The following is a 14,186-nucleotide window of genomic DNA, read 5'->3' as shown; positions in this document are numbered from 1 at the left end:
TTTATACTGTTTTATTTCAGAATTATCAGATAATTTGTTTTTTATATAATTAGAAACAACTTATTTCTTTACAACTAGACAACAGATCGTTTTTACTGCACCGCTTAAAAAATAATTAAATAAATTGGGGTGTTCACCATGTCTGTCGTCGCCATCGTGCTTATTTTTCTTTTTGCCGTGATTGTGAGTGTATTTATCTCACGATTACTGTCAGAAAAAATTCCTTTACCATTGATCCAAATAGCTGTCGGAACCTGTTTATCTATCTTTGGTTTTGAGGTTGCTTTTGATCCTCATCTTTTCTTGTTCCTCTTTATCCCTCCTTTGTTATTTTTAGATGGCTGGCGTATTCCTAAAGAGGCGTTATTTCAAGAAATTAAACCGATTATGTCATTGGCTATTGGTTTAGTTGTTGTCACCGTAATTGGGATGGGCTTTTTTATTCACTGGCTTATTCCTTCTATTTCGCTTGCGATTGCTTTTGCATTAGCTGCGATTTTATCGCCAACTGATCCTGTTTCAGTGTCTGCAATGACCGTCAATTCACCACTTCCTTCACGTATGACACATATTTTAGAAGGCGAGTCTTTGCTTAATGACGCTACAGGTTTAGTCTGTTTTAGCTTTGCGGTCGCAGCAGCATTAACAGGTTCTTTTTCTATTGCTTCAGCAACAGGACAATTTTTATTAGTTGCTTTAGGTGGTGCTGCAATTGGTTTGATTGTGGCTGGCGTGATTGGGCGATTAAATCAGTTTTTGGTTAAACGTACTGGTGAAGATCCGGCTATCCAAATCTTGATCAGCTTGTTGATGCCATTTATTGCTTATTTATTAGCGGAGCATTTCCATGTCTCGGGGATCTTGGCCGCTGTAGTTGCTGGTATTGCAATGCACTACGAAAAAATTGTGGGTCGTATGCAAGCTGCCACTCGTATGCAAAGTAAAGCGGTTTGGGACACAGTTCAAGTTGCACTTAATGGGATGATTTTTATTTTATTAGGTGAGCAACTTCCTGCAATGTGGAAGGTATTACCTGAAGTGACGCAATCAGCAGGTACAGCTAATCCGTGGGCAGTTGTAGGTTATATCATCATTATCACGATAGGGCTGGCTGTACTACGTTTTACATGGGTGTGGATCTCTATGTCGCTGACAGTATTCCGCTCTCCTGATAAACGTTTATCTCGTCATGATCTGCGTTTAATGGCGATTATGGCAACCGCGGGAGTACGAGGTGCAATTACACTAGCCGGTATCTTAACTCTTCCTTTATTAATGACAGATGGTTCACCTTTCCCTACACGAGATCTCGCTATCTTTATTGCCATGGGCGTTATTCTTTGTTCATTATTGATAGCCACAATTGCATTGCCGATTTTAACTAAAGGGTTATCAGAAGATTTACCTTATGAAAATGATGAAATTCGTACGCGTTTGGCGTTAAACGAAGCGGCGATTGCACATATTAATGAGTTAATGAACCAACCTTGTGAAGATCTTGATGAGATGTCACTACGCAATGAGGCTGGTTCACATTTATTAGAAATTTATAGCCGTCGTCTTGATAGTGAAGACAGTGTGCAAGAAGGGGCGCTTGATCTAAAACGTTTGTTTAGCATGGAGCGTCAGTTGTCGCGCAGTGCGTTAAAAATAGAGCGCGATACATTACAGCAGTTACGTAAATCACGTCATATTAGCGAGCATATTTTTCATCGTTTACGCCATGAATTAGATTTAAAAGAAGAAGCACTGAATCATCATTTGAGTTAATTTGGTCAATATTATCTTCAGATAGTCGTTTGCTGTCTGAAGATTTTTTAAAAAATGAACTAATTGTGTGTTCATTCTCGCACTGTGTAGGCTGAAAATAGGTCAGATCGTTTTAAAAGCATAAAAGCGGTGTAGAATAGAGGCACTATTGCTTTGTCTATCTCAAAGCTGAATTTGTACGTTAAAATAAGTTTAAAGCGAAAATAATATCTTAAGGCTATTGGCTAATGTGAGATAGTAATGATGATTTATTTTTGCGCATAATAGGGATGACAAGGTATATTGTTGTCGTGACTAAACGGACACTCAAATAAATGAGGGGATCATGCGAATTAAATTGTTATTGGGAGCTGCTGCAGCGTTGTTACTAGCAGGCTGTTCTGCAACAAACACATTAAGCACTGCGGGCTCACAGGTACAAATCACTGATACGCAACCAGGCAGTGAATGCCAATTATTAGGAACAGTGACAGGTGTTCAAAATAACTGGTTATCAGGTTCCCGTACTGAAAGCCAATCACTGCGAGGTGCTGCTAACGATCTACGTAACAAAGCAGCAGCAATGGGTGGTAACGTTATTTTTAACGTTGGTACTGGCGCAGGTAGCTTTGTTGATAGCTTTGCACCATTAGATAGCAAAATGAGTGGACAAGTTTATAAATGCCAATAAGGGCGTTTAATTTATTCACCATTTATTAGTCTGCTAATAGATAAAAAAGCTGTAGTCACTTCATCTATTTGAATTGAGCTACAGCTTTTTTGTTTTTGTGCTATTTATTATTGCTGGCGTAACCCAAGATCTAACAACGTCTTACTAGGTTCGCCCCCAATTTCACGCGTGAGTTTAGGTACCATATAACCTGACACTAAGCTCATTAGTGCTTTCATAATGTCTCTTGCTTCACTGTCTGGCACCATAAAGTGAGCAGCACCTTGCACTTTATCTAGAACATGTAAGTAATACGGCATAACACCAGCATCAAATAGTGCGCGACTTAAATCCGCAAGGACTTCAGCACTGTCATTGACACCTCGTAATAACACACCTTGATTCAATAAAGTGACATTAGCATTTTTTAGCTTTGAACAAGCTTCTCTTAATGCATCATCAATTTCATTGGCGTGATTGATGTGTAATACCATGATATTTTGCAAGCGTGACTGTTGCAGGCGTTTGCAAAGCGTGTCAGTAATACGCGCAGGGATAACCACAGGTAAACGAGAGTGGATACGTAAGCGCTTAAGATGAGGGATAGCCTCTAATTGTGTTATCAACCAATCAAGCTCATCATCTTTCGCCATAAGAGGATCGCCTCCAGAGAAGATGATTTCATCGAGTTTTGGGTTATTTTTGATATACTCTATTGCCTTTTGCCAATTCGCTTTGTTTCCTTTGTTATCTTCATAGGGAAAATGACGACGAAAACAGTAGCGACAATTGACAGCGCAACCACCTTTGACCAGAAGCAATGCACGATTCTGATATTTATGTAATAAACCTGGCACCGCATTTTGTTGCTCATCTAACGGATCCGTAGAAAATCCCGGTGTTATGGTAAATTCAGCATTTGCAGTTAATACTTGTAAAAGTAATGGATCGTTAGGATCGCCTTTTTTCATGCGTGCAACGAATTCACGGGGAACCCGTAGCGGAAAAAGCCGTCGCGCCTGAGCCCCTTTTTGGAGATCAGCGTGATGTTCCAACGCTAAAAGTTGGAGTAATTCAACAGGATCACTGATTGCCTGCGCGAGTTGTGTTAACCAGACTTCTCTGGTGGGGTGATTATGAGTTACAATGTGTGCCATTTTTTGGCTATGCCATTTTAAATTAAAAAAGTTAGAGGATATTCATGGCTTCTTATAATACCAACGATTTTCGTTCAGGTCTTAAAATCATGTTAGATGGCGAGCCAGCCGTCATTACTGAATGTGAATTTGTTAAACCAGGTAAAGGTCAGGCATTTGCTCGTGTGCGTCTGCGTAAACTGATTTCTAACAAATTACTGGAAAAAACATTTAAATCTACTGATTCAGCAGATGGTGCTGATGTCATGGATATCAATTTAACTTACCTGTATAACGACGGTGAGTTCTGGCATTTCATGAACAACGAAACTTTCGAACAATTAGCAGCAGACGAGAAAGCCGTTGGCGAAAACGCTAAATGGCTGATTGACCAAGCTGAGTGTATCGTAACACTGTGGGATGGTCGTCCTATCGCTGTTGTTCCACCAAACTTTGTTGAATTAGAAATCGTTGATACTGATCCAGGCCTGAAAGGTGACACCGCAGGTACAGGTGGCAAACCAGCAACATTAAGCACTGGTGCGGTTGTTAAAGTTCCACTGTTTGTACAAATCGGTGAAGTTATCAAAGTTGATACTCGTTCAGGTGAATACGTATCGCGCGTAAAGTAATCGCATAGATTATTTTACTGAGTGAAACGTTAAGCACAATAAATAATTACCGCAGATAATGTTAAATATCTGCGGTATTTTTTTATTTTAATTTATAAATGTTGATTAATAGACAGTATTTTCTTTCTAAAAAATTGAGCGATTTGTATTACTGCATTATTTAATTTTCTGTGTTATTATTTTGTTTCTGATTTATTTATCCCTTCATTATCTCTGATGCCAAAATAGAATGTTATATTCAATATTGGAATTGGTAAAAAATAACCATTTTCTTAAAATAAGTTTGTAGGTTGTTTTGGTAAAGATAATCCACAGCAATATTTATTTAAGTTATTTTGACTTTCCTTTAAGAGATATTGAAGAGTATAGATAAAAACATTAATCCTGTAATATTATTGATCTTTATTTTATATTTTAGTTGTACTAGGGAAACCCTTTCAATATAGACACTTACTTTGATATATCTCTTTTATTTTTCTCATCTTCTCTTTTATTCTATAATAAATATTAACAAAGCTAGTGTTTTTTAAATAAAATCTCATTTTTCTTTTTTCTTCTTTATTATCAAATCTCCATTACTAAATAGTTATAATTGGATAGTTAACTAGATTATTATTTAGTTTAATAGAGTCATTAAAAGTTAATATCTTTAATTCTGAAATAAAATAATTGCTAACTCTGAATAAAATTCTATCAAATATTCTGGTGTTCGAGTCTTAATGTTCATTAAAGCCAATTAAGTAGAATAAATCTGTTTTATCTGTCTCATTTCCTTTCTTACACTCTGGTTAAGTGTCAACGTCATTATTGTCGATACGTCATTCTAAGTCCCTTCCTGTATTTCTATCTTAATGATTTTTATCATAAATAAATCGAATCCTCTTTTGGCATGAAAAATGCTTTATCTAAAGAAAAATTGACGACAGTAATGCTGTTAAACGTTTTTCTCGGAGGATGTGGCGAATGAATCGCTTTGTAATTGCAGAGCCACAACGATGCATAGGGTGTAATACCTGTATGGCAGCTTGTTCAGAAGTTCACCAAGCTGTGGGTTTACAGGCGCATCCGCGTCTTACAGTGGTAAAAGTGGAGGATCAGACAGCACCGATGCTTTGTCGGCACTGTGAGGATGCTCCTTGTGCTCGTGTGTGCCCAGTCAATGCCATCACTCATGAAGATAATATGATCTTTCTTAATGAGAGCCTGTGTATTGGCTGTAAGTTGTGTGGTCTGGTTTGTCCTTTTGGTGCAATTACACCATCAGGCAGTAAACCCGTTAACTTACCGGCTGTTTTTGAACACTTTGTGCCTGAAGAAATGTTGGCGGATGTGCCAGCAAGCCTTCCAACAACCAACCCATTTCTTGCATGGAATGTGGGTATCCGCGCAATCGCAGTGAAATGTGATTTATGTGCTTTCTCTGATGAAGGCCCTGCTTGTGTCAACGTATGTCCAACCGATGCATTGCATTTGGTTGAAGAAGACAAACTTGAAGAGCAGATGAAAACGCGTCGCTTAGGCTCAGTGATGGAACCCATTACGAGTCTTGACGATTTATCTACTTTGACACAGGAGCGGAAGTAATATGGAACCTCTTCAGTTACTGCTGTGGTCAGTCATCCTGTATGTTGTTGGTGGCGTTATTGCACTGTTTTTAAAAAAACAGGAAGGGTTGGCAATCCTTATTTCAGGGATCAGCGCAATCATTGGTGGTGTCTTAGGTATTTTAAGTGCATTACCGGTTATTTTTGGTGGTGAAATCGCTACATTTACCGTCGCAGGGCCTTTCGATTTTGCCGCCTTTGTGGTGCGCATGGATATGTTAGGCGCCTTTATGGTGTTCGTTATTTCATTACTAGTCAGCGTATGTGCGCTTTATTCTCTTGCTTATGTGCAAGAATATAAAGGCCGTGGCGCTTGGAGCATGGGATTCTTTATGAATCTGTTTATTGCTTCTATGGTTGGCTTAGTGGTGATGGATAATGCGTTCTACTTTATTATCCTATTCGAAATGATGTCACTGGCTTCTTGGTTCTTAGTTATTGCTGACCAAGATGACGAATCTATTCATGCAGGTTTACTTTACTTTTTTATTGCTCACGCAGGCTCCGTGTTGATCATGATTGCCTTCTTCTTGATGTGGCGTGAAAGTGGTAGCCTTGATTTTGATTCATTCCGTCAACTCTCTCTTTCTCCTGCAATGGCCTCTGTGGTGTTCTTATTGGGCTTCTTTGGTTTTGGTGCCAAAGCCGGTATGTTGCCATTACACAGTTGGTTACCAAAAGCTCACCCCGCAGCACCTTCACATGCATCAGCATTAATGTCAGGTGTGATGGTCAAAATTGGTATCTTTGGGATAATCAAAGTCGGTATCGATTTATTGGGCGCCACTGAAATGTGGTGGGGAATTGTTGTCCTTGCATTCGGTGCAGTTTCTTCTGTATTAGGTGTTATGTACGCATTAGCAGAGCACGATTTAAAACGTTTACTTGCATGGCATACCGTTGAAAATATCGGCATCATTTTAATGGGTGTTGGTGTCGGTATGGTCGGCATGGCAACAGATCATCCTGTTATCGCTGCACTTGGCCTGTTAGGTGCTTTATATCACTTATTAAACCATGCGGTGTTCAAAGGATTATTATTCCTCGGTGCTGGCGCGATTATTAATCAAATTCACACTCGTGATATGGATAAAATGGGTGGGTTAGCCAAACTGATGCCTTACACTGCAACAGCATTCTTAATTGGTTGTATGGCGATTTCAGCGTTACCACCATTAAACGGTTTTGTAAGTGAATGGTATACCTATCAGTCTCTATTCACGATGAGTTACGAAGGTAACTTTGTGATGCGCTTAAGTGGTCCTATTGCCATAATTATGCTGGCAATTACAGGGGCATTAGCGGCAATGTGTTTCGTTAAAGTCTATGGTGTTAGCTTCTGTGGTGGCCCTCGTAGTGAGCAAGCAACAAAAGCAAAAGAAGTACCACTACCCATGACAATTGCGATGGGTTTATTAGCGCTTTTTTGTGTTGTGTTAGGTGTGGGTGCCGCTTTTGTTGCACCAATTATTGCTAATATTGCAATGTCTCTTAGCGAAACCAGCGCATTAACTGTGGCTCAAGGCTCAATGCTTGTTCCTGATACTGCATCACAAGCAATGTTCTCTCCAGCATTAACATTTGTTTTATTAATTGCTCTACCGCTTATCCCATTCCTGATTTACCTCGGCCTAAAAGGCAATCAACCTGCGTTTCGTCGTAAAGGTGATCCTTGGGCGTGTGGTTATGTGTGGGAAAAGGATATGGCAGTGTCAGCAGGTGGTTTTACTCAAGCATTACGTAGCATGTTTGCACCACTTTATCGTATGCGTAAACAACTTGATCCATCTCCATTGCTGTCTCGTAGTTTTAATAAAACACAGCTCGGTGCTGAAAAGGTCGAACCATTCTGGGATGAACGCATTATTTATCCTCTGGTTCGTGGTATCCAACGTTTTGCAAAACGTATCCAATGCCTACAAGGCGGGGATTTCAGACTCTATTGTCTATACGTTGTCGCAGCGCTGGTCATCTTGCTTTTAATCATCGCAGCGTAAGGAGAGGGACTTATGACTTTCCAAGAAACACCTACGTTAATGATGGGTATATTCGCACTAATACAAGCACTCTTTTTGTTAGCGATAACCCCATTATGTACAGGTATTTCGCGCACAATTCGCGCCAAGATGCATTCGCGTCAAGGTCCTGGAATTTTGCAAGATTATCGAGATATCTTTAAGTTATTTAAACGTCAATCTGTGGCGCCTGAGCAATCTGGCGTGATCTTCCAAGTGATGCCTTATGTGTTACTCGGCAGCATGCTGGTGGTTGCTATGGCACTGCCTGTCTTTACCGCAACGTCACTGTTTGCGGGTGCGGCAGATTTAATCGCACTGATTTATCTGTTTGCACTTTATCGTTTCTTCTTCTCTTTATCTGGTCTGGATTCAGGAAGCCCATTTGCTGGTATTGGTGCAAGCCGTGAATTAACTCTGGGTGTGTTAGTAGAACCTATTTTAGTGTTATCACTGATTGTAGTGGCTTTAATTGTGGGTTCAACCAACGTCGGCACCATTAGTGCAACGCTTGCTCAAGGTTGGGTATCACCAACGGCTACTTTATTAGCTTTATTAGCCTGTGCTTTTGCCGCATTTATCGAAATGGGCAAAATGCCATTCGACGTTGCTGAAGCTGAGCAAGAGTTACAAGAAGGGCCATTAACTGAGTATTCAGGCTCTGGTTTTGCCATGGTGAAACTGGGTCTTGGTTTAAAACAAGTGGTAGTGGCTGAACTGTTTTTAGCCATATTTATTCCTTTTGGTAAAGCAACAGAATTCACCTTTATTGCACTGCTCATTGCGTTAGTTTTAATGGCAGTAAAATTGTTAGTGGTGTTTGTATTAGCGTCATTGGTTGAAAACAGTTTAGCGCGTGGTCGCTTCTTACTGACTCACCATGTGACATGGCTAGGATTCGGTGTTGCGGCACTGGCTCTTGTTTTCTATTTAACTGGTCTATAAGGAGCGATGATTACAATGGAAAATATAGCTCTTGCGACCTTACTCATCCCATTTGCGGGGGCGTTGATTACGTCCTTAATGCCAAATCGGATGGCGAAGTGGTTATGTACACTGTTTGCTTTATTAGCCACATTAGGAACGGTTGTTTTAGGTTGGCAGTTCCTCGCTGAAGGTAAAGTCGATACCACAATTACGCTAGTACAATATGGTGATGTAGCGCTCTTTGGTTTTACCATTGATCGTGTCAGTACATTGATTGCTTTCGCTGTTGTGTTCTTAGGATTGTTGGTGAGTTTTTACTCTACTGGCTATCTAACCAATGGCAACCGTGAGCATCCACATGATGGTACTCGTCGCTATTATGCCTTCTTGCTGATTTTTATTGGTGCAATGGCGGGTTTAGTCCTTTCATCGACTATTTTAGGTCAACTCCTGTTTTTCGAAATCACAGGGGGATGCTCTTGGGGATTAATCGGCTACTATCAATCTGAAAAATCGCTTCGCTCAGCAATGAAAGCGTTGTTGATCACTCACGTTGCTTCAATCGGTCTTTATCTCGCAGCTGCAACCTTGTTTGTGAGTACGGGTACATTTGAATTAACCGCAATTGCAACCTTAGATGAGCCAACCAAACTGATTGTGTTTGGGGGAATTCTCTTTGCTGCTTGGGGTAAATCAGCTCAATTACCACTACAAGCTTGGCTACCTGATGCGATGGAAGCTCCAACACCTGTAAGTGCTTACTTACACGCTGCGTCAATGGTAAAAGTTGGCGTTTATATCTTTGCTCGTGCGATTATGTCAGCAGGTGGTGATGTTCCTCATCTTATTGGTTGGGTGGGTATTACCATGGCGGTTATCACGTTGATTTATGGATTTATGATGTATCTGCCACAAAAAGATATGAAACGCCTGTTAGCATGGTCAACCATCACTCAGCTCTCTTATATCTTCCTTGCATTATCTATTTCTATCTTTGGACCGCGTGAAGCGTTTGAAGGCGGTATTGCTTATATCTTTAACCATGCCTTTGCTAAAAGCTTGTTCTTCTTAGTTGCAGGTGCGCTGAGTTATAGCTGTGGTACTCGTATGTTGCCTCGCTTAAAAGGATTAATTAATAAATATCCATTATTGGGTGTGGGTTTCTGTGTTGCCGCGCTGGCAATCGCAGGTGTTCCACCAATGAATGGCTTTTTTAGTAAATTCCCAATTTTTGCCGCAGGTTTTGAACTGTCGAGTGTTTTCTGGGTGATGACACCAATTATGGTGCTAGTACTGATTGAATCTGTGGCTAGCTTCACTTGGTTTATCTACTGGTTTGGTCGTGTTGTTCCTGGCAAACCAAGTACAGAAGTTGCACAAGGGCAACCTGTTCCTATGGCAATGCAAATTGTGATTGGAATACTGATTGTGATGTCCTTTGCATCCAGTGTTATCGCAGTCACTTGGCTAGGATAAGGGAGATAAATCATGACTGGAGCACTTATCGTAAACAATTTGGCGGGGTTAATGATGATAACCTCGCTACTGGTAATTGGCGCTAAAAAGCCGATTGCATCCTGTTGGTTTTATGCATTGCAATCTTTCGTTTTAGTGATGATTTTCGTCACTTTAGCTAATACATTAGATGCACACCAACTCACACTTTGGGCGATTACCGCCTTCTTTACTAAAGTTCTGCTTGTGCCACTTATTTTAGGATTTGCATTCCGTAAGTTATCTGATCCTAGTGCGAATACCAGTGTTATTAGCCCTGCACTTTTAATGTTGTTGGCTGCTGTTATCGTCATTTTAAGTTGGTTTGTGGTTGAGCCAATTCAAATACCAATGGTTGTTGATTTGAAACCTGCACTCGCAGTTTCTCTGGGACACTTTATGTTGGGTCTGCTTTGTATTGTGACTCAGCGAAATATCCTAAAACAAGCTTTTGGTTACTGTTTAATGGAAAACGGCTCTCACTTAACACTGGCATTATTGGCGTGGAGAGCACCAGAACTGGTCGAAATCGGTATCGCCACCGACGCCATCTTTGCTGTGATTGTAATGGCAGTATTGGCTCGTAAGATTTACCGCACGCTCAACACACTGAACGTGGATCAACTGACCGCGCTGAAGGGGTGAGGAGATGAACCAAACAACCATGTTAACAATTTTAATGTTCGCACCGTTGGTATTTTCAATACTGGCGTTTCTAAGTCCGTTATTAAAAGCGGGTGCGCGTCCTGTTGTGACGGGTATTCATGCTATTGGTATCACCGTATTGTTAATCGCTGCATTAGGGACTGTGGCAGATGTCATGTCTCATGGCGAAATATTGGCAGCTACTAATTGGGTTCATGTGGATAGCCTAGGCGCATTATTTCTCGCTATCTTAGGTATTATCGGCTTTTTAACTGGACTTTATTCTATTGGCTATATGAATCACGAAGTGGATGAGGGTGAAATTTCAGTACGCACTTTGTGTAATTATTATGGTTTCTTCCACCTCTTTTTATTCACTATGTTATTAGCAATTACTAGTAATAACTTGATCTTAATGTGGGCAGCCATTGAAGCAACAACCCTAAGCTCTGCATTCTTAGTCGGAATTTATGGTCAACGTTCTTCTCTGGAAGCTGCTTGGAAGTACATCATCATTTGTAGTGTGGGTGTGGCGTTTGGTCTTTTCGGTACTATTTTGGTTTATGCCAATGCCGCAAGCTTTATGCCTGATCCAGATCAGGCTATCTTCTGGACTGAAGTGTTGAAATATACAGACCAGTTAGACCCAACACTGATGCATTTAGCTTTTGTCTTTATTTTAATCGGTTTCGGTACCAAAACGGGTTTATTCCCAATGCACGCATGGTTACCAGATGCACACAGTGAAGCACCAAGTCCTGTCAGTGCGCTGTTATCAGCGGTTTTACTGAATTGTGCGCTGTTAATCATCATTCGTTACTACATCATTATTGATGCGGCAATTGGTACTGAATTTACACGTAACTTACTGTTAATCTTTGGTTTCCTCTCTGTTGCTATCGCGGCGTTCTTTATTCTTATTCAGCGTGATATAAAACGTCTTTTAGCCTATTCCAGTGTGGAAAACATGGGATTAATTGCCGTTGCATTAGGAATTGGCGGACCAATTGGTATTTTGGCTGCCTTATTCCACACCTTAAACCACAGTTTAGCGAAAGCACTGTTGTTCTGTGGCTCAGGTAACGTGTTATTGAAATACGGCACTCGTGATTTAAATGTCGTGAAAGGTATGTTTAAAGTGATGCCATTAAGTGCAGCTCTTTTTGCTGGTGGTGCTTTAGCGTTAGGTGGTATGCCTCCTTTCAACGTCTTTATCAGTGAATTTATGATTGTTGTGGCAGGTTTAGCTTCTCAGCATATTGGCTTAACTATCCTATTATTATTGTTATTGACCGTAGTGTTAGGTGGTCTAGTTCGTATGGTGGCTAAAACTGTCTTTGGTCCAAAACCTGATGTTGTTGCTAAAGGTGAACTGGGAATTTTAACCACATTACCAATGGTCATTCTGATTGCACTTATGCTGTTAATGGGAACTCACATTCCTAAGCCTGTCAGCGAGCTGTTAGAAAATGCCGCTAATATCGTGATGAACATTGATAAAAGTGAGTCACCTACTTATGCATGGCCAACGGCTTTAATCAGCAATCCATCCACATCGGTTCAGGAGATGTAACGTGAGCTACCAAAATTATGTCAGTAGAAAAGAGGGAAAAGAACTAGGTGGAGATTACGTTGCCAAAGTTCGTGAAAAATTCCCATCAGCAGTTCTTGATGAAGAGCGACAAACCGCTGATCAATTGACGATAACAGTAAAAACGGAATCACTTCCTGAAGTGGTGGAATACCTGTATTACGGCTTAGGCGGTTGGTTACCTGTTTTATTCGGTAACGACGAACGTAGTTTAAACGGGGACTATGCTGTTTATTATGCATTATCAATGGAAGAGGGTGAAAAATGCTGGATTGTTGTAAAAGCCCATGTTAGCCCAATCACTTTAGAATTCCCGTCAGTAACACCGCGTGTACCAGCCGCCGTGTGGGGGGAACGTGAAATCCGTGATATGTATGGTCTTATCCCGGTTGGTTTACCTGATGAACGCCGTTTAGTGCTTCCAGATGACTGGCCTGAAGAGATGTATCCACTGCGTAAAGATGCAATGGATTATCGTCAACGTCCAGCACCTGCAACCGAAGTTGAAACTTATCCTTTCGTGAACGAAGGTAAGCAAGATGCGCGCGTTGTGCCAATTGGTCCTATGCACATTACCTCAGATGAACCAGGACACTTCCGCTTATTTGTAGACGGCGAAAACATTGTCGATGCCGATTACCGTATGTTCTATGTTCACCGTGGTATGGAAAAACTGGCTGAAACCCGTATGGGGTATAACGAAGTCACATTCTTATCAGACCGCGTGTGTGGTATTTGTGGTTTTACTCACAGCGTGGCGTATGTGACTTCTGTTGAAAATGCGCTAGGCATTGAAGTGCCACGTCGTGCACATACTATTCGTTCTATCTTATTAGAAGTTGAACGTCTTCATAGCCATTTATTAAATATTGGTTTAGCCAGTCACTTCACAGGTTTTGATACTGGCTTTATGCAATTTTTCCGTATTCGTGAAAAATCAATGCAGATTGCAGAAATGCTCACTGGTGCGCGTAAAACTTATGGCTTGAACTTAATTGGTGGTATTCGTCGTGATATTTTAAAAGATCAGCGTCTGAAGACTATCCAACTAGTTAGAGAAATGCGCAAAGAAGTCACTGAATTAGTGGATATACTGCTATCAGCACCAAATATGGAACAACGTACTGTCGGTGTCGGTATCTTAGATAAGAAAGTGGCTCGTGATTTTAGCCCAGTAGGCCCAATGATAAGAGCGAGTGGCTTTAAACGTGACGTGCGTTTTGACCACCCCTTTGCTGATTATGGCAATCTTCCACTGACTCTCTTTAGTTATGAAGGTGGTGACGTATTCTCTCGTGTGATGGTACGTATTAAAGAAGTCTTGGATTCAATGGCAATGATTGAATATGCCTTAGATAACTTACCAGAAGGCCCATTATTAACGGAAGGCTTTACTTATCAGCCTTATAAATTTGCACTGGGCTTTACTGAAGCACCACGCGGTGAAGATGTTCACTGGAGTATGTTGGGTGATAACCAAAAATTATTCCGCTGGCGTTGCCGTGCTGCAACTTATGCTAACTGGCCTGTATTACGCTATATGTTGCAAGGAAATACCGTCTCTGATGCGCCGTTAATTATCGGTAGTCTTGACCCTTGTTATTCCTGTACTGACAGGGTAACGCTCGTCGATGTGAAAAAACGTAAATCTAAAACAGTTTCTTACAAAGAAATTGAACGTTACAGCATCGAACGTAAAAATTCGCCGCTCAAGTGAGGGAAT

The 14,186-nt window shown here is 40.8% G+C and carries 11 protein-coding genes; 10 read left to right on the top strand and 1 reads right to left on the bottom strand.

The window, feature by feature from the left end; genetic code table 11:
* Window positions 1-138: 138 nt before the first annotated feature.
* Window positions 139-1,770: a Na+/H+ antiporter gene (locus tag CBE70_RS07805; protein WP_100158895.1), complete on the top strand. Its 1,632-nt coding sequence runs from the start codon at window positions 139-141 to the stop codon at window positions 1,768-1,770.
* 325 nt (window positions 1,771-2,095) lie between these two features.
* Complete coding sequence (locus tag CBE70_RS07800; protein WP_023582946.1) at window positions 2,096-2,440, top strand: DUF4156 domain-containing protein; 345 nt, start codon at window positions 2,096-2,098, stop codon at window positions 2,438-2,440.
* Window positions 2,441-2,547: 107 nt separating this feature from the next.
* On the opposite strand, the gene epmB is transcribed toward CBE70_RS07800, so the two are convergent.
* Complete coding sequence (epmB, locus tag CBE70_RS07795; protein WP_100158894.1) at window positions 2,548-3,576, bottom strand: EF-P beta-lysylation protein EpmB; 1,029 nt, start codon at window positions 3,574-3,576, stop codon at window positions 2,548-2,550.
* 44 nt (window positions 3,577-3,620) lie between these two features.
* On the opposite strand from epmB, the gene efp reads away from it, so the two are divergent.
* The 8 genes from efp to CBE70_RS07755 all read left to right on the top strand — a co-directional run bounded on the left by efp (window position 3,621) and on the right by CBE70_RS07755 (window position 14,180).
* Window positions 3,621-4,187: an elongation factor P gene (gene efp / locus CBE70_RS07790; protein WP_088494539.1), complete on the top strand. Its 567-nt coding sequence runs from the start codon at window positions 3,621-3,623 to the stop codon at window positions 4,185-4,187.
* 963 nt (window positions 4,188-5,150) lie between these two features.
* Window positions 5,151-5,771, top strand: coding sequence for a 4Fe-4S dicluster domain-containing protein (locus CBE70_RS07785; protein ID WP_100158893.1), 621 nt, complete (start codon window positions 5,151-5,153; stop codon window positions 5,769-5,771).
* Window position 5,772: 1 nt separating this feature from the next.
* A complete protein-coding gene (gene hyfB, locus CBE70_RS07780; protein WP_100158892.1) occupies window positions 5,773-7,788 on the top strand; it encodes a hydrogenase 4 subunit B in 2,016 nt (671 codons plus the stop codon).
* Between the two features lie 12 nt (window positions 7,789-7,800).
* A complete protein-coding gene (locus CBE70_RS07775) occupies window positions 7,801-8,751 on the top strand; it encodes a respiratory chain complex I subunit 1 family protein (RefSeq protein WP_100158891.1) in 951 nt (316 codons plus the stop codon).
* 6 nt (window positions 8,752-8,757) lie between these two features.
* The gene (locus CBE70_RS07770; protein ID WP_100158890.1) at window positions 8,758-10,209 is read left to right on the top strand and encodes a hydrogenase 4 subunit D; all 1,452 of its coding nucleotides are present in this window, start codon (window positions 8,758-8,760) and stop codon (window positions 10,207-10,209) included.
* 12 nt (window positions 10,210-10,221) lie between these two features.
* Window positions 10,222-10,872, top strand: a complete 651-nt coding sequence (gene hyfE, locus CBE70_RS07765; RefSeq protein ID WP_100158889.1) for a hydrogenase 4 membrane subunit — start codon at window positions 10,222-10,224, stop codon at window positions 10,870-10,872.
* Between the two features lie 4 nt (window positions 10,873-10,876).
* Window positions 10,877-12,445, top strand: a complete 1,569-nt coding sequence (locus CBE70_RS07760; protein WP_100158888.1) for a hydrogenase 4 subunit F — start codon at window positions 10,877-10,879, stop codon at window positions 12,443-12,445.
* 1 nt (window position 12,446) lies between these two features.
* On the top strand, window positions 12,447-14,180 hold the full coding sequence (locus CBE70_RS07755; protein WP_100158887.1) for a hydrogenase large subunit: 1,734 nt from the start codon (window positions 12,447-12,449) through the stop codon (window positions 14,178-14,180).
* The last annotated feature ends 6 nt before the right edge of the window (window positions 14,181-14,186 follow it).

The sequence above is a fragment of the Proteus columbae genome (assembly GCF_002777965.1).
Classification (GTDB): Bacteria; Pseudomonadota; Gammaproteobacteria; order Enterobacterales; family Enterobacteriaceae; genus Proteus; species Proteus columbae.
Note: the sequence above shows the minus strand (reverse complement) of the source record. Positions and strands in the feature narration are given on the sequence as shown.